The organism is Paenibacillus sp. KS1 (genome assembly GCF_001680695.1).
In the GTDB taxonomy this organism is placed as follows: Bacteria; Bacillota; Bacilli; order Paenibacillales; family Paenibacillaceae; genus Paenibacillus_B; species Paenibacillus_B suaedae.
Map to the genome: position 1 here is coordinate 1 of NZ_MAIS01000018.1, position 21116 is coordinate 21116.

At 48.4% G+C, this 21116-nt stretch carries 19 protein-coding genes; 12 read left to right on the forward strand and 7 right to left on the reverse strand.

Annotated features, from left to right (window positions below):
* Window positions 1-23 precede the first annotated feature (23 nt).
* Complete coding sequence (locus BBG47_RS08265; protein WP_065291347.1) at window positions 24-1664, reverse strand: hypothetical protein; 1641 nt, start codon at window positions 1662-1664, stop codon at window positions 24-26.
* Between the two features lie 116 nt (window positions 1665-1780).
* Between BBG47_RS08265 and BBG47_RS08270 the strand changes: the two genes are divergently transcribed.
* The 7 genes from BBG47_RS08270 (at window position 1781) to BBG47_RS08295 (ending at window position 9675) form a co-directional block, all read left to right on the forward strand.
* Entirely contained in the window at window positions 1781-4885 is a 3105-nt protein-coding gene (locus tag BBG47_RS08270) for a heparinase II/III domain-containing protein (RefSeq protein ID WP_065291348.1), read from the forward strand.
* A 26-nt stretch (window positions 4886-4911) separates the two neighbouring features.
* A complete protein-coding gene (locus BBG47_RS08275) occupies window positions 4912-6282 on the forward strand; it encodes a lipopolysaccharide biosynthesis protein (protein WP_065291349.1) in 1371 nt (456 codons plus the stop codon).
* 1 nt (window position 6283) lies between these two features.
* Complete coding sequence (locus BBG47_RS29860) at window positions 6284-6442, forward strand: hypothetical protein (RefSeq protein WP_161627364.1); 159 nt, start codon at window positions 6284-6286, stop codon at window positions 6440-6442.
* Window positions 6432-6905 (forward strand): hypothetical protein, encoded by a 474-nt coding sequence (locus BBG47_RS08280; protein WP_065291350.1) that lies wholly within the window; start codon window positions 6432-6434, stop codon window positions 6903-6905. The genes BBG47_RS29860 and BBG47_RS08280 overlap by 11 nt, the downstream gene beginning before the upstream one ends.
* Window positions 6906-7067: 162 nt before the next feature.
* On the forward strand, window positions 7068-7658 hold the full coding sequence (gene rfbC, locus BBG47_RS08285) for a dTDP-4-dehydrorhamnose 3,5-epimerase (RefSeq protein ID WP_065291351.1): 591 nt from the start codon (window positions 7068-7070) through the stop codon (window positions 7656-7658).
* Window positions 7655-8524: a dTDP-4-dehydrorhamnose reductase gene (gene rfbD / locus BBG47_RS08290; protein WP_083189159.1), complete on the forward strand. Its 870-nt coding sequence runs from the start codon at window positions 7655-7657 to the stop codon at window positions 8522-8524. The genes rfbC and rfbD overlap by 4 nt, the downstream gene beginning before the upstream one ends.
* 146 nt (window positions 8525-8670) lie before the next feature.
* Window positions 8671-9675, forward strand: coding sequence for an LCP family glycopolymer transferase (locus BBG47_RS08295; RefSeq protein WP_065291352.1), 1005 nt, complete (start codon window positions 8671-8673; stop codon window positions 9673-9675).
* A gap of 35 nt (window positions 9676-9710) precedes the next feature.
* Here BBG47_RS08295 and BBG47_RS08300 read toward each other — a convergent pair whose 3' ends face one another.
* The 3 genes from BBG47_RS08300 to BBG47_RS08310 form a co-directional block, all read right to left on the reverse strand.
* Window positions 9711-10151, reverse strand: a complete 441-nt coding sequence (locus BBG47_RS08300) for a bactofilin family protein (protein WP_065291353.1) — start codon at window positions 10149-10151, stop codon at window positions 9711-9713.
* A gap of 39 nt (window positions 10152-10190) precedes the next feature.
* Entirely contained in the window at window positions 10191-11309 is a 1119-nt protein-coding gene (locus BBG47_RS08305) for a M23 family metallopeptidase (protein ID WP_065291354.1), read from the reverse strand.
* Window positions 11310-11457: 148 nt separating this feature from the next.
* The gene (locus tag BBG47_RS08310) at window positions 11458-13665 is read right to left on the reverse strand and encodes a penicillin-binding transpeptidase domain-containing protein (RefSeq protein ID WP_065291355.1); all 2208 of its coding nucleotides are present in this window, start codon (window positions 13663-13665) and stop codon (window positions 11458-11460) included.
* Between the two features lie 185 nt (window positions 13666-13850).
* Between BBG47_RS08310 and cls the strand changes: the two genes are divergently transcribed.
* Window positions 13851-15278: a cardiolipin synthase gene (gene cls / locus BBG47_RS08315; RefSeq protein WP_065291356.1), complete on the forward strand. Its 1428-nt coding sequence runs from the start codon at window positions 13851-13853 to the stop codon at window positions 15276-15278.
* On the opposite strand, the gene ligD is transcribed toward cls, so the two are convergent.
* From ligD to ku, 3 genes are all read right to left on the reverse strand, one after another.
* Window positions 15261-16205, reverse strand: a complete 945-nt coding sequence (gene ligD, locus BBG47_RS08320) for a non-homologous end-joining DNA ligase (protein ID WP_483310706.1) — start codon at window positions 16203-16205, stop codon at window positions 15261-15263. The two genes, cls and ligD, sit on opposite strands and share 18 nt — an antisense overlap.
* Window positions 16206-16308: 103 nt before the next feature.
* Complete coding sequence (locus tag BBG47_RS08325) at window positions 16309-17355, reverse strand: ATP-dependent DNA ligase (RefSeq protein WP_083189161.1); 1047 nt, start codon at window positions 17353-17355, stop codon at window positions 16309-16311.
* A complete protein-coding gene (gene ku, locus BBG47_RS08330; protein ID WP_065291357.1) occupies window positions 17355-18458 on the reverse strand; it encodes a non-homologous end joining protein Ku in 1104 nt (367 codons plus the stop codon). The genes BBG47_RS08325 and ku overlap by 1 nt, the downstream gene beginning before the upstream one ends.
* A gap of 216 nt (window positions 18459-18674) precedes the next feature.
* Here ku and BBG47_RS08335 point away from each other — a divergent pair, with 216 nt between their 5' ends.
* The 4 genes from BBG47_RS08335 to rimI all read left to right on the forward strand — a co-directional run bounded on the left by BBG47_RS08335 (window position 18675) and on the right by rimI (window position 21115).
* Window positions 18675-18866: an H-type small acid-soluble spore protein gene (locus BBG47_RS08335; protein WP_065291358.1), complete on the forward strand. Its 192-nt coding sequence runs from the start codon at window positions 18675-18677 to the stop codon at window positions 18864-18866.
* A 296-nt stretch (window positions 18867-19162) separates the two neighbouring features.
* Window positions 19163-19642, forward strand: a complete 480-nt coding sequence (gene tsaE / locus BBG47_RS08340; RefSeq protein WP_065291359.1) for a tRNA (adenosine(37)-N6)-threonylcarbamoyltransferase complex ATPase subunit type 1 TsaE — start codon at window positions 19163-19165, stop codon at window positions 19640-19642.
* Window positions 19643-19645: 3 nt separating this feature from the next.
* A complete protein-coding gene (tsaB, locus tag BBG47_RS08345; RefSeq protein WP_065291360.1) occupies window positions 19646-20527 on the forward strand; it encodes a tRNA (adenosine(37)-N6)-threonylcarbamoyltransferase complex dimerization subunit type 1 TsaB in 882 nt (293 codons plus the stop codon).
* Between the two features lie 138 nt (window positions 20528-20665).
* A complete protein-coding gene (rimI, locus tag BBG47_RS08350; protein ID WP_065291393.1) occupies window positions 20666-21115 on the forward strand; it encodes a ribosomal protein S18-alanine N-acetyltransferase in 450 nt (149 codons plus the stop codon).
* Window position 21116 lies beyond the last annotated feature (1 nt).

The window sequence follows — 21116 nt, forward strand, 5'->3', positions numbered from 1 at the left end:
AAAGCGGACTTTTTGAACAACCTCTATAAGCCTGTATAGGATCTTTTTTCTATCCACTGATTGGGTGCTTGAATGCATTGCCAGCCTTCTACGACATATTTGCTGCCGTCGGTGCCGAGCAGCGAGAGATTATCGTTCAAGATCATTCGCCCTTTATCCCATTGTCCTGCAGTAGGCGGCTGCGTGCCAAGATTCACACCAGGTATGATCTCTTCGTAGCCAGACCAGACCGCTGCCGTGCAGTCGATGCTGTAAATGCAGAAACTCTTGATGCGCAGCGGCTGTGTTCCTCCTGATAACAAGACGCGTATCATAGTGACATCAGAATGAACACGGAAATAGAAGTCTTTGTTGGAGTCAGAGCCGGTAATATAACCGCCTATTGCTCCACCCCCGGGTGCGGTTGTGTTGAAGTAGGGCTCTGCGTTGGAGGAGCCTTTGACTGTTGCTTCATTTTGAATAGTGCTTCCTAGAATGTTGCCGTTTGCATCGTAGCAGATGACAATGACGCGTCCCCCATATCCAGTGATCGTATCTTTTTGTACAATAAATCGCTTGGCTTTGGAGGTGTTGATGAATACGCCGATTGCTGGCTGAATAAGCTCTACATATTCATTGGCGAGCGTCATTGCTCCCGATTTCAGAACTGTGGACGTGCGAGAAGTGGCGACATTAACGCGTGGAATATTGACTAAGCTATTCCCATTGTAGTAGCAGGCTATTTTATTCAGGGGACCGGATAGGAAGATCATGTTTCCTTTTGTATTGATTAGCTTGGATTTGCGTGAGGAGTACACGGATACCGGATAACGGCTTCGATCATCGATATTGCTTCCGTTCAGTTCTCCATAACCGACATTGAACACGTTATTCGAAGACGAGTTGAACACCCGTACAAAGGTTGTATTATTGTCCTCGTTGCGCATATCTTGGAATTTATTTTGCTCACCGTGATAGATCAGAAGCGGGACTGCTTCGGCATTGCCCGTAAGGTAGGATTGGCCAAGCTCGAAGCTAGGTTTGATAAAGACATTGTTGTTATTGTAAAAGTACGAATTATCAGGCGATACAATGCGAATTCCGTAACGGCTTGCATTCGTATTGACCTGACTCCAGCATCCAAACCTTCCATTCTCAAATAAATTTTCATTGACCCAGCCAGAACGAACTGCCGACAAATCCAGCGCAATCTTATTATTCATGATTTGTCCAAGTGTCAGCTTGTTGAAGGAGAATCCTTTACTATTTCCCTTAGCTTGCAGACCGATTGTGAAGCCATCGATTCCTACAATATCGATATTACATGAGATGAAGTTGGTCAGAATGATGCCGATGTTCCCTTCGTTGTTCCAGTCGGATACTTGAGCATTTCGGACATTCAATTTGTAATCCATCATGGTGGTAGATTCGATGGCATTGCCGATCAGCAGACAAGGTTGAGTGTTGTCTCCCTTATAAATAAGCGGGGCATCCATAATAAGTCTGACGCCGGCTGGCACGGTGATTGCTTGGGAGACTACAGCACCTTTGCCGGGAGGAAAGTAGACGCTCATCTGATTGACCGCAGCGAATTGCAGCGCTTTATTGACTGGAGTGGTATCGTCTGCTGCTCCATCATACAAAGCTCCGAAGTTCTGCGGAGTAACAAAGTTCGGATTAATCATAGGCGGACACATCCTCTTCTATCGGAATAGTAGCTTGTTTTTTATACAATATGAAACGCCCTACTAGAAAGTGATGACAGCAAATGTCACGATATATGAGCAAGGAGATTACATATATGACAACTTATAGAATTGATTGGAAATGGAAGTTAATTATCGTTTCTTTCATTATTGCTGTACTATATTTTTGTATCGATTTCGTGCTTATGAACAGTCCGCATGCAGCAGGTCAGTCCAGGAGCAATTACTATACAGCAGAGAAACGCCAAGCTGTTCAGGACAATGTGAAAATGTATAAATGGGCGCGGGATGAAAGGGATGCAAGCATAAGAAGGGCACAAAAATATATAGATTTGAGCTACGAAGAGCTATGGTCGATGATTACCACGCAGACCTTGCCGAGAAGCTATGATGTGAATGAAGAAATGGGAAGTGTGATAGGTGGTCAGAAGGGGCCTCGTGATGACCGTTCAAGCTACGAAATTGATCCTGTGGCGCAGCCGTGGAAAGTAAAGGATAAATCGAATGGAATGATGTTCCCAACGAATGATTTCGCTTCATACTACCGGAGCGGCTTAGATGATAAGGGAGGATTTGATCCGAAGCGCGCCGACCGCAAATATTTGGTGAATACGCTGTATCCGGACAAAGGCACGGCATTTGGCGTCGATGACGGCAGTGGATATGTTGATGAAAAAGGCAACAAGTATACGTTCATCGCGTTCTACAATCATTGGGTATGGAGTCAGTGGTTAACTGATGCATTGCGTTCGCTGCGTGAAGCCTACTTATATACGGGAAATGAGAAGTACGCTTATAGCGGCCTGATTCTATTAGATCGTGTAGCCGATGTGTATCCTGATATGGACGTCTCCGTGTATCGGTGGGAGGATGGGTTCAAAAATGCGCACGGCGGGACGGGACAGGGAAAAGTATTGGGATCAATTGCTGAAGTTACACTGACGGAGCAGCTGCTCCTCAGTTACGATGCCTTTTTACCCGTACTCCAGAAGAAGACTGCTCCATACTTGCCCTTTTTGCAAAAGAAAGCCGATCGTTACAGCCTTCCCTCATCGAAGGGAACAGCCGACAGTATAAAGCAAAACTTTGAGAATCGTATCATTCGTCAAATTGTGCCTGCTGTCAAGAAAGCGCAGATCTCAGGTAACTTCGGATCTCATCAGAATGTGATTGCACTAGCGGCTATTACCTTGGATCAGCTTCCTGAATCTGCGGAGTGGATTCAATTTGCGCTGCAGTCAGGGCAGTTGGAGCGTGTAGCGGGCGGCGGATGGAGAATAAGTGGCGGAGGCGTCTATGACGTTCTGGCGAATCGTATTGATCGCGATGGCTATGGTGATGAAGCTTCCCCTGAATACAATGTGACCTGGTTGGAACGAATGAACAGTTTGGCGGATATTTTGGACAGCTATGAGCGCGTCCCAAGCGCGGATTTGTATAAGCATCCGAAGGTGAAGAAGATGTTCTATGCCTTTCTTGATCTTGTGATGCAAGGCAAGGACACACCCAATATCGGGGATTCCGGCTCGATAGGCAAAGATAATATTTGGGCGAAGCGGGACTTGGTATGGAGGGCATTTGTTAAATATCGCGATCCTTTATTTGCCCAGGCAGCATTTCTATTGAATGGAAACCGAACGGAAGGGATTACAAATGATTTGTTTCAACCGAAGATGGAAGCACTGCTTGCTCAGTTCCGTAAAGTCGTGCAATCTCAGGGCAGCTATAAGTTCAAAAGTATCAATTTAACGGGATATGGATACACAGCTTTGAGGCATGGGGATATTGAGGCTTGGCTGTACTATGGGCGAAATGGCACATCCCACGCTCATCGGGATGCGCTGAATATCGGGTTATATGGGTTCGGTCTAGATATGGCCCCGGATCTAGGTTACGTGACCTTCGCTGACGATAACATTTTGCGCAGACGCTGGGAATCGAACACCATATCGCATAATACAGTTGTGTTCAATAAGGAAGGACAGCAGCCTAATTCATGGGTTGGCATACCACGTCATTATGATGACGGCAAATACGCCAAATTAATCGATGTGGAGGCGCCCTATGCGTACGAGGGGGCTGATGTATATCGAAGGACGTTCGCTCTTATTCCCATTGATGATCGACTTGCCTATGCCGTTGATTTCTTCCGCGTCAAGGGGGCGGGTGAACAAGTGTCAAGCTTTCACGGCATGGAAGGAACGGTCGAGACAGGTGGGCTGAAATTAGTGGAGCAGAAGTCAGGCACTTATGCTGGCGAACAGATTCCTCTTGCAGATCCCGCCTATTCGGAGCAGAGCAAGAGCGGATATAACTATTTGTACAATGTCCGTAAGGACAAGGATCCGATCGGCCAGTTTTATGCAGAGTGGAAGTCGGCGAAGTCCGTGTCATACAACCGCACGCAGGTAAAGCCGAATTTGCGGGTTACGATGCTTGGTTCGTATACAGATGCAGCAGTTGCCCAGGGAGATCCGCCCCAAAATAAGCCGGGGAATCCTCGGCGACTCGATTATTTATTAACACGGCGTCCTGGCGGGGAGAGTTTGTTCACTTCGATTCTGGAGCCATTCGCGAAGGAACGAACGATCAAAACAATTCGAAGGCTTAGCGTAACCCATGAAGGCACAGCTGTTCCTGAATGGGAAGCGATGGCCATTGAGGTTGCCCTCCAAAATGGTCGGAAAGATACGATTATTTGCAGTCTCGAATCGAATCGGGAATACCAATTGGAGAACGGACTGTCATTCAAGGGCTTTTTTGGACTGACAAGTATGTCGTCTAAGGGGGCGAAGGTTCAGTATGCACACGATGGAACGTGGCTGCAGAACGATGGCAGCAAGCAGGAGTCCAAATCGGAAGCAGAGCGCTTAGTAGGGAAAGTTGCTGGCTTTACAACAGGGTGGAGCCTTGATAATCGTTTGGAACTCAAATTTGAAAATATGGCATCGTTCGATGTGAAGAAACTAGTAGGTGCTACGGTGTATGTTGACAATCATTCGGTGTCTTCATCGAACTCTGCAGCTGTACGGAATGCGGCTTATACGATTAAGAGTGTAATCAAGCAGGAAGGCAGTCATGTGGTCGTCAGTCTTGGCAATACGACCTTTATTCAACAACAGATCGGCGATAGATTCATCTACGATATTCAGGCAGGACAGTCGTTTGTTATCCCTCTATCGCAAGCACGCCAATTCTAGCGGAATGACAAAGGAAGGTTACGAGAATGAATATTATCCATACTGCGATCAAGCGCTGGCGCGTGCTCACCGGCCAGGGATCCTTTGTTAAGAACGTTATTATTATGCTTAGCGGGACGGCTGCCGCCCAAGGAATAGGGATTGTTCTATCCCCCCTCTTGGCACATTTGTATACACCTGAGCAATACGGTGAGCTGGCTGTTTATATGTCTATACTGGCGATTTCTGTTTTGTTCGGAAGCTTGGGGTTTGAACGAGCGATACCGATGGAGGAGGACGAAGAGCATATCCCCTATATCGTAACTTTTTGTTTTTTGCTTCTCGTTCTTCTCACCGGTGTGTTCTTGGCAGCGATTATTTTGTTTGCGCCGATGATAACTGATTCGTTCAGAATTGGAATGATCGTGTACCTGCTTCCTATATCCTTCTTCGGTTACGGCCTCTATAATACGTTAAATTATTGGGCGCTCCGAACGAGAAGCTATGGACCGCTAGCCAGAACGAAATGGGTGCAGGGGATGGGGGGAATCCTTATCCAGTTGGCTGCTCCGTTCGTCGGATTGGGCAGAGTCGGGCTCGTATTGGGCGAAGTATTTGGACGCGTAGCAGGAACGGGAACACTGTACACGTTATTTCATAAGCAATTCCGGCCTGGCCAATGGGCCCGTCAAGCGAATTGGAGCATTATGAAGAAGATGGTCAGCCGATATCGCAAAATTGCGCTTTATGTGACTGGATCAGGAGTATTCACCTCGATGACACTCCAAATGCTGCCGCTCTTCATGGCGGGATATTACGGGTTGAAGGAAGCGGGCTCCATCGCTCTCGTTGATAAGGTGCTGGGAGGGCCTATACTGCTGCTGAGCATGTCTATCTCGCAAGTGTTCTACGCGGAATCGATGAAGCATGCACGCGAGAATCCGCAGATGCTCGAGCAATTATTCCGGGATACGTTTCGCAAGCTATGTCGAATTGGAGTAGTACCTATTCTTGTAATCGCGGTTGTAGGCCCGCCGTTATTTGTATGGCTGTTCGGCGCTGCATGGGAGCCTGCTGCTAAATATGTGCCGGTCTACGCGCTATTGTACGGTGTAAATATTTTGTTTTCTCCGGTATCCGTTATTTTAGAATCCCTTCGCCTGCAGCATTGGAATTTTTGGTGGACGGTTACTCGTTTTCTGTCATTGGCGCTAGGTTTGCTAATCGTCGTATGGCTGCAATTGTCCCCGCTGGCGGCTGCCATCTTGCAAGCCGTGATATTGGGCGTATTCTATTTGATTATTTATCGAATGAGCGCTATCGGCATAAGGAAGCGTAAGGAAGAGTGGATGAATTCCGCTGCAACAGGTGGAACCGATACGACAGTGAATGAACGAGGTGATAGGAGTGAGGCATGACATGACAGTTGAGCAGCTTGAAAGAGAGTCCTTGACAGAGAAACGAACGGTTGATATTACGGACATCATGTTGCAATTAGGCATTTTGCGTGCAAGGTGGGAATGTGCTGCGAGTCATTCTGTTGTTCAGATTGTACAAGAGGAATATCATGACGAATAATTGGTCTACTGCGTATCCGTCGCAACTATTCATTATCTTGCCCAAGCCGGTTCCAGTTCTGATGACAATAGATCGCGTGCATCAGGAGCCTGTTCATCATGCGCGAAGCTGTGAAGTTAAGCTTGTCGGGCTTAGCCCGAACTGCTTAACGATGATTACTCATTTGAGCTTGCCAATATCGAACCATTATTCATTAGCATTTACATGTGATTTTGACAACGACCGTATGTCCATTCGCGGAAACGTTGTGTGCAAAGAACGGAAGCATGAACAAGAACAGGTTGAATATCAATACACCGTCAAATTTATATTAACCCCTCAGCAGAAAGCAATGCTTACCTCACGACTAAACATTCAACTTACGAAGGCATGTCCGCATTTTTCCAAAATGATGAATACGTATAATCAATGTTTTTTGTATAACCCCGACCCTGCTTGGGCGCACGTCCAATGGTTCGGCTGACCGTAGAACTGGAATCATCCCGAATATGTGATTGATGGATATATGTCGCACTTTCCCCACATTGAATGTCAATAAGAGGGTGAACGGCATAGAATAGTAATGAGTGGGCGAAAAGCCTCTTCAATCAGTCACGAATTATCTCTCGAAAAGGGAGTTGTCAGGATGAAGGTCAGTCAGACAAAATTACCCGAAGTACTTCTTCTCGAGCCGAATGTGTTCGAGGATGAACGCGGATTTTTTATGGAGAGCTATCACGCACATAAGTGGGAAGAGCTTGGTATTAATTATTCGTTCATGCAGGATAACCATTCCTTATCCGTGCGTGCTGGCACACTGCGAGGTCTTCATTATCAGTTGGATCCTTATGCGCAGACGAAGCTGGTACGGGTTGCAGTCGGGGCCGTCTATGATGTTGCGGTTGATATTCGCAAAGGCTCTTCGACGTTCGGACAATGGGTTGGTGCTATCTTAAGCGCATCAAATCGTCGGCAGCTTCTCGTCCCGCAAGGCTTTGCACATGGCTTCTGTACGCTCGTTCCGAATACAGAGGTTCTATATAAGGTGGATGCTCCCTATCATGCGGCATCCGACCGAGGGATTGCATGGAACGATCCAGCGCTTCATATTGACTGGCCTGTAAGCAAGCCCATCTTGTCCGAGAAGGATGCCAAGCATCCGATGTTAGAAGATGCCGAGCTTCCTACTTGGAAGGCAGCCCCCAATTCTTGCAATAAGGATGGTGCTGCCGAGTGAACAAGGAAGAGATGAAGGTGCTGGTTACAGGAGCAGGTGGACAACTTGGAATGGAGATGCTGATTGTGCTGCATCGCCATGGCATATCGGCAGTTGGCTACGGGCATCACGATATGGATGTGGCGGATGCGGAGCAGGTGCGGACGGTGATGGAGAAGGAGCGTCCTACACATGTTATCCACGCTGGGGCGTATACGAAGGTAGACTTGGCTGAGTCGGATTCTGACACAGCGTATCGAATTAACAGCTACGGGACGCGCAACGTGGCCGTAGCGGCTAACCGTATTGGTGCAGCACTTGTATATATCAGCACGGATTATGTATTTGATGGGAAGAGTGACTGCCCATACAATGAGTTTCATTCCGTTCGTCCCATCAATATCTATGGGCGTTCGAAGTGGGAAGGCGAGAGATTTGTGCGAAATCATCATCCTGCTGCATTTATTGTACGCACCTCTTGGGTTTTCGGCTTGTATGGGGACAACTTCGTCAAAGCGATTCTAAGGAAGGCACAGACGGAACAAGTGCTGCAAGTCGTTAATGACCAAGTAGGTTCGCCTACGTATACGCTTGATTTGGCGGAGAAGATAGTCGAATTGCTCTACACTACCAAATATGGAACCTATCATATTACGAACAGCGGAAGCTGCTCGTGGCATGAATTCGCTACAGCAATTATCAAGGAGGCAGGCTTGTCTACGATCGTACGCGCGGTGCCCACCTCTCATTTTCCAAGGCCTGCTCGCAGACCTGAATATTCAGTGTTGGAGCCACTAGCGTTGAGGCTTAATGACTTCTCGCTGCTTCGACATTGGAATGAGGCAATACGGCATTTCTTGCAGAAGGATGCTCCTCCCGAGAAATAGAGTGGTAATAGGGTGAAAGGGCAGATCGCACAAGTGAATAAGATGGATCTCGTTATTCGTTGTTTGCTTGCGCGATCTGGCCGGTCGGTTCAAATTTGCACGAACGATCAAGGTGAATAGAGGGGAGCAAGGGGAGGGGAGATTGTTTGATAGTACGAAGGAACTCATTGCGAAGATGGCACAAGGTCGTTCTTATCTTACTTGGAGCTATGATATTAATTGTATCTACCGTTCTTCTTATCGTATGGAATACGTTGAAGGGAACGGCTGATGCGATGTATGAACCGCTCCCGGAAGGAACAAGAGGGCCATTACTGGAGCAGCCGACATCTGATTCGACGAAGCATGCTGTGGGAGATAGGAACGAGACAGTGCCAGCATCGACACAGGCAGCTATGGGTCTGCCGAATTTATCCGAGCAGAGCCCCTTCACGCTGCTCCTGATCGGAACGGATGAGCGGCCTGGCGATAAGGGGAGATCTGACTCGCTCGCGCTGGTTCTGGTTCACCCGCAGAGCGGTACTTTGACCTTGCTCAGCATTCCTCGTGATACGAGGGCGTCAATCGTAGGCCACCATACGGTTGATAAAATCAATCATGCCTATGCATTTGGCGGAGTTCCAATGACAGTTGCCACGGTGGAACAGCTCTTTAAGGTGCCTGTGCACTACTATGTGAAGACAAATATGAATGGCTTTGTATCGATGATAGACGCTCTGAACGGTATAGAAGTAGAGAATCGCTTAGCGTTCGCGGACGACGGTATATCCTTCCCGAAGGGCAAGGTTGCATTGCAAGGGAGAGAGGCTCTCGTATATGTTCGGATGCGCAAGCAGGATCCAGATGGCGACTTTGGCCGCATGCAGCGACAGCGCCAAGTGCTGCAGGCGATACTGAACAAGTCGGCCCAACTTGACTCAGCAGGACATTGGATGGATTTGCTCGCACAGCTAAAGGAGAATATCCGTACAAACCTGCAATTTGACGATTGGAAGCAGCTGATGCTTCATTATCGGCCACAGTTGACGAAAGTGGAGCAGCAGGTGCTGCAGGGGAAGGGGAAGATGATCAATGGGATCTACTACTTCTTCCCTGATGAAGAACAATTGCAGAAAATAACTGAATCGATGCGCAACCAACTAAAGGGGTAAACATATAAATACATAATAGAACGAGAAGCAAGCGGTTATCCCGCTTGCTTCTCGTTTTCTTCATGACTAGATGCGTTGGCCGCCTCTTGTCGGTTCTCCTTGCTGCCTTTCTTGGATGAGCTAGATTCGGATGAACGTTCCATGAGGCTTGTTCCATTCAGCAATCCGCCTTCCTGGATTAACAGCACTTCCGATAGACAATTGCCGCAGACTTGCCCCGTTGAGGAAATTACTAATTTGCCGCTTGCGTGAATGTCGCCAACTACGCTGCCTGCTACAATAATATGATTGGCGGTAAGGGTAGAGTGTGCCTCTCCATGTTCACCAATTGTAATCGTACCACTGCAAGTCACTTCTCCTGTGAACTTGCCGTCAATGCGGATGTTTGCCTCGCAGCGGATTGCGCCTTCTAATTGAGTCCCAGGTGCGATATACGTGTCACTGTGCTTCGGTTGTTGTGTTGAGCGACGGAGCATGCTCGCATAACCTCCTTGAAATGGATCGGGATGACGAAGCTAGGATTGATAAATCGGATACGAGTCGGCACGAGTGCTGAGAGACATCAATGGTTCGCTTGAACGTCTGGTGCGAATAAGAGGAGTAGGGATAGATTTCTTGGAACTTGCAGTCTCGTACAGAGCGTTGCGTACATAAGGAAACGGATCGATCGGTTCGCCGCGCTGTACAATTTGAAAATGAAGATGAGGCCCTGTACTTCTTCCGGTATTCCCAAGCTTGGCAATATGGTCGCCTTTCGCCACTGTGTCATTTACGTCGATGAGGATCGACTGTAGATGCATATACCAGGTGTCTAGTTGATTGACATGGCGGATGACGATATAGTTGCCGCGTGCTGGCTGAAATCCGGCCTCAATGACTTTGCCGTCAGCTGCGGCATAGACGGGGTCGCCCAGCTCGCCGCCGATGTCGAGTCCCGCATGGAAGGCGGCTCGGCCATGCATTGGATCTTGGCGATAGCCGAAGCTGGATGTGATGCGGCGTGACTTCGTCGGCCAGATGGACGGCGTTCCTGCGATCGTCGATTGTCTGTTCTGTGCTTGCTTCAAGGTAGTCGGAACAGAACGCTGCATTGTATTCAACATGTCACTTACTTGCTTGAGATCGATGCGAGAGCGGTTTGCCAAATTTAGAATTTGATCCGTGCTTGCCTCGATGTCTTCGCCGCCAACCTGAATGCGTTCATTCCAACCAGAGGATTGTGAGGGGGCGGATAGCATAGCTGAATGTTTGGATGCATCCGAAGGAGCGATGTATCCTTCGACGAATTGCTGAAGCTGCTTCTCCAGGGAACTCATCTGCTCCAAACGATCCTTGACGGATTCTGCTTGGGAAGACAAGCGGATGACTTCATTTTTCAGAAGACGAATGGCCTCGTCTTTGTCCTTAACGGTGACGTCCAAGGCCATAGTCTGGGAAGTCACTTGTCCCTGAAGCTCTTGAATATGTGCGGTAGATTTCCACTGCATAGCCAGAAAGAGTCCAGATATCGATATGACTGCCGCAATCGGGACGGAGACAACTAGCATTTTCGATACACTGACCTGCTTCACTGCTTGATCTGCATCACGAATGACAAGCAGTGTCATCGATCCATTCCACCAATGCCGTTTCATCCTATCACCTCAACTTTAGACGCGTCATCAAGCATTCCCCCTTCCCGGGTTAGCTTGCTGCTCGCGCACGATTCGTATGCTCGCAAGGAAGTTGTCTATTGATCTCTATTCAACGATTCCTCAAAACATACCTTTTTTCGTGGACGCGTCACTTGTTCTCTGTCTTGGTTGGCGCCAAAGTTTCAGAAGAAGTAGAGCCTTGTTGTGGATTTCGATAGCTTTCGGCTTGTAAATAGAGTGTTACAGATCGTTGTTCTCCGGCCGTACTTTCTTCTTGCTTGACGACATACCCTTCTCCGATGATGGTGGCTTTGCGATCAAGCAACTGACAGATGGTAAGTGCATCTCGCAGCGACAATCCGGCAAGCGAAGGGAGGGGAATGTCCTTCTCCTTGCTTGTTAGTAAATAGACTGGCTGCTGTTCATACAGCTCTTCACCCTGCTGCGGATATTGTTCAAGCACTTGCGTACCTTTTCCAAGAACAACGGCATGCATGCGTCTATCTTTGATAGCCTGCACGGAGTCCTTTACCGGTTTTGATTTATAATTTCCTACGACAGCTGTATTCTTCGCTTCCACTTTGCTGTTGATCTTGACCGGTGGTTCAGAACCTTCATCGTTAGTAGGGAGTAGACTTGGATCGGGCTTAATCCCCATATATTGAAGCGTACTGAGCATGATGGAGCGGAAGGCGGGCATAGCGACCTGACCACCCAAGGTGAAGTCACCCCCAAGATCGGGCTCATCCACTACAATTGCGACGACAGCCTTCGGGTTATCGGCAGGTGCGTAGCCAACAAATGAAATAAGCCAATTTCCTTTCTTATAGCCTCGTTTGGCTGGTTTCTGTGCAGTTCCGGTCTTGCCAGCTACCCGATAGCCATCAATGATAGCAGGCTTGCCAGTACCTTTTAGGATAACTTGCTCCAAGCGCTCTGTGACCTCTCTTGCAGTGGCAGGGGAGACGACCTGACGCTCAGTCTGAGCGTTAGGAGCTGAGTCATTCTTCAGAATACTCGGCTGCATCCATTTCCCGCCGTTCGCGATGCTGGCATAAGCGGCAGCAAGCTGGAGTGTGTTTACTCGAACACTACCTTGCCCGAAGGTCGCGGTTGCAACCTCGGAGGGACGCTCAAATCGAACAAGAGGCGCTGCCTCTCCACTTAATTCGATGCCTGTTGGATGTGTAAATCCGAAGCGGTCAATATAGTTGTACAGCTTCTCCTTACCGAGCTTCTCCAGGCCCAGTTTGACGAAGGCGACATTACTTGACTTCTCCAATCCTTGCTGGTAGCTGATTGTTCCCCAGCCATCCTTCTTCACATCGTGAATGACGTTGCCGGGAACCTTGATCGAGCCAGAGACAAATGTATCGTCCGGTCGGAATACGTTCTCCTCAATGGCAGCCGCAAGCGTAACGATCTTGAACGTTGATCCAGGCTCGTATCCGAAATGTATGGTATCGTTCGTCAAGGCGCCAATATTCGATATATCCCAGTATCGGTTCGGATTGAAATCCGGTTTCGAGGACATAGCCAGCACTTCCATCGAATACGGATCCATAACAACAGCCATGGCTCTGGCAGGCTGCCATTGCTTCATGACACGAGTCATGGCCTCGTCTACGAACCGCTGAACCTCGATATCAATCGTAAGCGTTACGGACTTGCCGTCAATGGGCGATGTTGTCGAACGGCTTGCCAGTGCAATGGGGTTGCCGCGATTATCCCTCAGAAATGCTGCCTTGCCATTAACGCCTTGCAGCTGTTCATTGAATCTGCCTTCAATGCCGGATACAGCTTGTCCTTCTTTATTGATATATCCGAGTACGTGAGCGGCTAATTGATTATAGGGGTAATAACGCTTGGAGGACTTCATTAATCCAACCCCATAATCAGGGAAGTGCAGCCACTCTCCATAATCCAATTCTTTGCCGAAGAGGGTGCGGAATTCATCGAGCTTCGAATAGTCCATGAGCCAGCCTTCTGTGCGCACTTCGACTTGGCGCTGCTTCGTTCGGCTAATGAGATCATTGAGCTCAGGAAGAGGTTTGCCTGTTATTTGGTGAAGCCCGTCAGCAACACGACTTTGCTGCTTCAGCTGCTCAATCTCCTGCGGGAATACTACCAGATTATATGCTGAGGCTTCGAGAGCAAGCGGTTTGTGGTTTCGATCATATATTGTGCCTCGCTTGGCCAGAAGAACCTCGCTGCGTGCCCAGGTCTTTATATTGCGTTCCATGTAGAAATCATAACTGATGACTTGAATCCAGAACGTGCGTATGATTAAGACAAGAAAAACAAATACCATGATCATACCTAGTGCAAATACGCGCAATCGAATTCTGCGGTTCATGATCGACTGATCCTCCATGGAAAGTGTTGGGGTGGTAATATTTACTGTACATGGAGTGTGGTTATTGTACAAGAGGATACAATGGAAAAAACGCAGGACTGTTCGTGTGAACCATCAAATGATCTGGAATGGATAGGAATATGGTATAAATAGAAGACGTCACATTACGGAGGTTGCACGAATTCATGATATGGGTCATCGTAATATTGCTTGTGTACTTCTTCCAAATCGTGACGATTGTACTCACAGAATACAAGCATCCATCTAAAGCAGTTGCCTGGTTATTGATTCTTTTCTGCTTTCCTCTCATTGGATTTGTCATGTATTACTTTCTGGCTCAGGAATATACGGCTCGTAGACGTGTGCGCAAGCATGAATTGTGGGGAGAATACGTTAATAAAAGCGAGCTGTCTAAGTTGAGTATTATTGATCAGGTTGAGGAATTGAACAACAGCGATATGCTTAAGCATGAACGTTTGTTTTCTTTAATTTCTACTTTGTCGCCCAGCCCGATAACCAGCTGCAATTCGACTGAGGTATTAACGAATGGACAGGCTGCGTTTGAATCGATGCTGGATGCTATCCGCGGGGCGAAGCGTCATATACATATGGAATTTTATATTATTCGAGATGATGGTATTGGCACGATGTTTCAAGAAGCATTGATTGCGAAGGCGAAGGAAGGCGTCAAGGTGCGCATCATTGCGGATGGGGTAGGAAGCATTGAGCTGCGGCGCAAATATGTGCGCAAGCTCCAGCAGGCAGGCGTGGAATTTCATTGGTTCCTTCCTGTGTGGGTATCTTTCTTTCGGCGCAGGCTCAACTACCGGAACCATCGCAAGATTGTCGTGATTGACGGGACGATTGGATTTGTTGGCGGTATTAATATCGGTGACGATTATTTAGGGTTGAACCACAAGCTTGGGTTTTGGAGAGATACACATTTGCGGGTAGTAGGGGATGGTGTCTACGCGCTTCAGGCCGTATTTCTGCACGACTGGTCCTTTGTGAAGGAGCCGCCAAATGATCGGCAGGATCTATTTCCTGAACATACCTGTCAAGGCTGTGAGCAGGTGAAGATGATTTCAAGCGGGCCAGACGCAAGCTGGGATGCCATTCAAGAGCTGTTCTTCGGAGCATTAAGCTCGGCGCAGGAACGGATGTGGATAATAACGCCATACTTCATTCCTGATTTAAGCATCCGGCTTGCATTGAAGACGGCAGCGGTAAGCGGAATTGATGTGCGGGTTATTATTCCGGGGAAGTCGGATTCACGCATCGTAGATTGGGGCTCCTTATCCTATGTGGAGGAGCTCATGCAGTCCGGGGTTCGCTTTTATCAATATCAGAAAGGCTTCGCCCATGCAAAAGCATTTATTATGGATAACGCGCTGGGTTCAGTCGGAACTGCGAATTTGGATATGCGCAGCTTTTTTAGTAATTTTGAGATCAATGCGGTGTTGTTCGACAAGCAGGCAATTGAACGATTGGAGCAGGATTTCTATAAGGATTTTGATGACAGTGTTGAAATTGATTATACGAAGTTTGTTCATCGTTCCCGCTGGCAACGGGCAGCCGAGGCGTTGGCTCGGCTGCTATCGCCGCTTCTGTAACGCAGCAATGTGGCTTGATAGTGCTTCCAATACTGGTTCAATATGCTGCTTCGGCTCAACCTGAATGAGATCGCCTGTTAGCTGCAGGCGATCAGCAGCATTAAGCAGATGGAAATCCCGAGGCATCGGATTTCGTCTGACTTCATCCCAAGTTAGCGGCATGGAGACGGATGCATATCGCGTTGCTCGCGGTGTATAGGGAGCCGCGATGGTTCGTCCTTTGTCATGCTGCATGTAATCGATATAAATATTAGTGCCGCGATTTTTTTTGAATCGCTCAATCGTAAACAGCTTCGGGTGACATTCGCATAAATAAGCCGCAACCACATGTCCCAGTTCTTTTAACTGAGTAAAGGAAGGGCCCTGCTCGATGGGGATTACAATCTGTACGCCAGTTGCACCGGAGGTCTTCGGCACGGAGCGGAGCCCCAGCTGCTCCAGCATATCACCGACGAGCGAGGCTGCCTCCATGATTCGAGGCTCCTCTTCTACAGATGGATCGAGATCAATAATCCACTCCGTCGGAAGCGGGTCATGAACCTTATGCAGGGAGGGATGGTATTCGATGCATGCCAGATTCCCAAGCCAGAGCAGTGTTGTAATGTCATTGAGCACCACATAAGAAATGCCTTCTGATACAGCCGTTTGAACATAAGGCGGAGTGGGCTCAGGGGCATTTTTCTGGTAGAAGAATTTCCCGCTCACGCCATCGGGGTAACGTATTGTCGTTAAGTATCTCCCTTCACATGCTGGAAGCAGATAAGGACTAAGCCTTACAAGTTCCTGTATGAATCGTCCTTTAGTAATCCCCATTTCGGGGAACAGCATCTTGTCAGGATTGGTAATCTGCACATGATTTCCGCCGATGTTCAATGTCGCGGAAGAAGTCTGTGCTCGACTGATAGTCCCCTTCGAAGTTCCCAATATATGAAACCTCCTTCACGCACATAATGATGGCCGCTCTATGGCCACTCTTCAACGCGCTATAGCCGAATTTATCAGGTACCGTGTTTGAAAATGTTTTGGAATTTCAGGTATTAAGCAATGGCAGCGTTAAGATGCGCGGATGGCGAAGCAAGCCAGCGTCTGTGTATTCTAGAGCACCGATAAGACAAGGGATAGGATGTCGATACCAGATAATCTGCTCTTTCGATAAGGAAGCAGGCAGCCCTTGTGTTGTTGGACGGTCTGCTGGATGCTTGATTGCCCATGCCGTAAGCAGTTGTCTGCGGAGCTCGTCCAATCCGATAGAGGCCTTGCCTATATATTGCCCTGCAGAATCCGCCAAGACAATGCTTGAAGGACGATTGTCCTTACGCACATAGCCAATTGCGAAAGACTCAAGCTGCATATCCTTCTTCTTCTTTATCCAATCTCGATGCTGTTTCCCTTCTACATAGGGCGAATCCAATCGCTTGCTGACGATTCCTTCCCACCCACGCTCGTTGACCCACTGCCATAAGGCGTCGCCATCATCGAAGCAATCCGTTACGAAGCAACGTTCTGATGATGGTATTGGCAGGCTAATAAGGCGTTCATAACGCTCAGAGTAGGGACATGCTCGGACATCCTTCCCATTGCATGCGAGCAGGTCGAAGAGTACGTAGATGGCTTGCAACGCTTTACCTGCTCCTTGCGCTCTTGTCCGCTCCCGCTGAAGCACAAGCGGGAATGACGGGCGCAGCATCTTAGGATCCATTACAACGACTTCTCCATCCAAGAGCACAGGGTGCTGAAGCGTTCTCGACCATTGATTGAGTATACCGGTTACTTCTGGGTAGATACTGGTCTTGTTAAGCAATTTCTTCGAGTACAGCTGTACGCTCCCAGGAGAGCATAAAGCTAATATGCGTACCCCATCCCACTTCAGTTGATGCGTCCATCCTGTTCCTGTCGGGATATGGGAGGACAGCAGCGGGGACATGGGAGGCACAGGCAATCGATACGCAGCTGAAAGAGATTCCTTCGTCTGTTCTGTACCTTGATTAGAAGGTACAGAAAGTAAGTCTGATTGTGAGGGAACGTTAGAATTGGCAATCGACGTTGCAGTCAGATTACGCGGCCCATTCTCTCTCATTATGAGCTCAAGCCTTCCTTCGATTTCTTAGTACTTCTGCGTCGACGCGCAGGAGATGCTGGTTCTGCAGCTTCTCCGCTAGCTGCTTGCTTAGCTGGAACACGTGTGGAAGTGCTGCGAGCCTTGCGTCTGCTTCGAGGAGCTTCTTCGGACAAGGCTGAATCGTTCACAGCTGCATTTGCATCGGTCTGCACGGTACTTGTTTCCTGTGCTACCGCTTCTGATTTTCGTTTTGTTGTTCTTCGTTTCCGGGTCGATGCACCTTCTGTAGCTGTTGCATTGCTTGCTGTTACTGGCTGGCTTACGCCTGTATCCGTGCTAATCGGTGCAGGTGATTTCATTGCCTCAATACTAGCTTGCAATGCAGCCATCAAATCAACGACATTAGCGGTAGGCTGAGCAGCTGGAGCGGTTCGAACCTCTTGTCCTGCAATTTTTTGTTCGATACGTTCCAATAGGCGTGCTCGGTACTCGTCCGTATATTTTTCAGGCTCGAAGGTAGTTGATAATTGGCTAATAAGCAGCTTGGCCATCTCGAGTTCTTTAGGGTTCACCTGTACCTGTTCCGGAACATTCGGTACTTGAGTCGATGCCCGGACCTCGTCGGGGTAGTGCATCGTCTCCATTACGAGGCAATTGTTCAACACACGTATTGCAGCAAGACTGCTCTTAGCCCGAAGGGTAACCTTAGCAATTCCTATTTTGCCAGTCTCATTGAGGGCTTCCCTCAGAAGTTGATACGCATTCGCCCCAGCTTGGTCTGGGGAGAGGTAATACGTTTTCTGGTAATAAATTGGATCGATTTCCTGCAAATCGACAAAATCAATGATGGAGATAGCACGGTTGGCCTCTTCTTGCAGCTGCTCCAATTCCTCTTTGTCGAATAAGACGAAACGGCCTTTCTCATACTCATATCCCTTGATGATCTCGTCCCAGGCTACCTCTTTGTCGCATACCGGACAGGATCGAACGTAGGATAACGGGCTTCCGCACTCTTTATGAATCATGCGCATGGATATATCCTTATCCTCGGTTGCGGTATGCATTTTGACAGGGACGTGTACAAGGCCGAAGCTTATGGCGCCTTTCCAAACCGTATGCATGCTGTGCCTCCTTTGCTTATCGATACTTGATGATCACATTAGTAAGCATGACAAATGTAAAATGATTGCCTGATCTCAGTATGTGACAGATGCACAGGGGTTACCCATTCAGAATCATGCATGAAATAGGAAGCGCTGAGCCATCTTAACAGAAGGTGGCTGCAGGCAGGATGTGCCGCATGCGGCGTGGAAAATGAAGGAGGATGGGACAAGACGATGGATGCCAACCGTGCGAAGCAAATATTAGAGATGAAGGATACTGTGCCCGTTCGCTTGGATGGGGAGCAGTCTGTGTGGATTGAAAGCGTGGATGTAGCGAATAGTATGGCGACCGTTCAAGTGGGAACGAGTCCATTGAACACGCAGACGGTAGCGGTAGACCGCCTCGTTGAGGAGAAAAAGCAATAACGCCTTTTGTATGGAATGATGGAAACAAAAGAAGGGAGAAGGCGCCTGCGGCATCCAGGTGTCTTTTTGTCTATTAGACATTTGATTTATGCCTTTCTTTTTGGCAGGTGAAAATGGTTTTAGGATGGTGAGGGGAGTGTACCATGGATTGCATGTAGGGTCATAAAAATCATTTTCCTAAGGGTATGGTTGTACGATGACTTCGCATGTTTCTAAGGTAGATCTCGGTTTGGAGATGTTGAATTTATGCTATAATGATAACTTAGTTACTATACGTATCGTGATGGAGGACAAATATGAATCAAATTGCGGAATTTGCCTTCCGCTCAAGCAGCGAAGCGGATACGGAACGACTGGCTTCCCGGCTGGCTGAACGGTTTCATGCGGGAACTGTAATCGCGCTTGATGGGGACTTAGGCGCAGGCAAGACGAGGTTCTCACAGGCTGTAGCGAAGGCGCTGGGCATTACGGGTGTCGTGAACAGCCCAACCTTTACGATTATTAAGGAATACGAAGGCGATACGTTGCCTTTATATCATATGGACGTATATCGGATATCGATGGCGGAAGCGGACGAGCTGGGGCTGGATGAGTACTTCTATGGAGAAGGCGTATCCTTGGTGGAGTGGTCCAGCATTATTACCCCGATCTTGCCTCCGCAGCATTTGCACTTGTTCATTCAGAATGAGGGAGAGACAGATCGCATCATTCGATTGACTGGATACGGGGAGCCGTACGTGTCATGGGTGAATGAATTGAAACGGATGGGAGTATGAATCATGGCAGTACAACATGAGCAAGTCAAGGTGTTAGCGTTAGATACCTCTACTTCTACTATGGCTCTAGCGCTTCTTCAAGATAGGAGACCAGCAGCTCAGCTTGAATCGCAGGCTGAACGCAATCACTCCTTGAAGCTGGTCCCAGCGATGCAATCCATGCTGAAGGGTCTGGGTTGGGAGGGGAGCGATCTTTCTCTCCTTGCAGTGGGGATTGGACCAGGCTCTTATACAGGTGTACGAATTTCCGTTACAGCTGCGAAGACCATGGCCTGGGCATGGGGTAAGCCGGTTGTAGGCGTGTCAAGCTTGCATGCATTAGCTCTAAGCGGACTAGAAGCTGTTCATAAGGAAAAATTCTCAGATGGGGCCCTAAAGATAGGCAGAGACTGGGTTTATCCGTTAGTGGACGCTAGGAGAGGCCAAGTATATACGGCTCGGTTCCGCACAGGGACAGATACAGGCGTTGTCGAAGTAGATGATAAGACTTCTAGACAAGAACCGGAATGGGATGCACAACTCGGATATCGCGTGCAAGAGGATGGAATTCGATTGTTCAGTCAGGTGGCTGAAGAGGTGGCACACGTATTGCAATCCACTGATTTAGAGGCGGCTGATATGCCTGAACATGTATGGTTCGTCGGAGAGATTGAGCCGCATATGGAACGAATTGCAGCACTTCAAGAACAATTCGGAGATCGGATACATGCGGTTCCTTGTATGATGAAGGCCCATTGGATCGGCCGAATTGGAAGCAAGGCATTCCATCAAGGTGAGATTGGTGACACACACCGACTGGAGCCGAATTACACACAATTGACGGAAGCGGAATCGAAGCTGCTTGCGAAGGAGCAGGCGGCAGCCAAGGCTGTACAACAATCGTAAAGGAGCGTACTTCGAATGGGACAAGCTGAAGAACAGAAGGCTGGAATTGTGTCACAGCCGCGACATGCTGGTCAGGACGAGGCGAATGTTAATCACTCTTCTCAGCTGAAACAAGCTCAACATGTTCAATTTCGCCGTATGACGATTGATGATATCTCGGGTGTGCTCGCGGTTGAGCATGCTTCATTTACGTTGCCATGGACACAAGATGCTTTCCGTAATGAGATGACGAACAATTTATTTGCAAAATATATCGTGATGACAGCGGGTGAGCGTATTATCGGTTATGCAGGAATGTGGACCGTCCTGGATGAGGCGCATATTACGAATATTGCTGTACATCCAGAATATCGAGGGCAGCGGCTCGGAGAAATGCTGCTGCAAGAGCTAGTTCAGCTGGCGCACTCACTTGAAATGCTGCGAATGACACTTGAGGTGCGTGTCTCGAATCATGTCGCACAGCGATTGTATGCCAAGTTCGGCTTCACTCCGCAAGGCGTGCGCAAAGGCTATTACTCCGATAACCAAGAAGACGCGCTTATTATGTGGTCAGACTTGGATCCTACGGCTCCCTATGCAAGACCCTAAG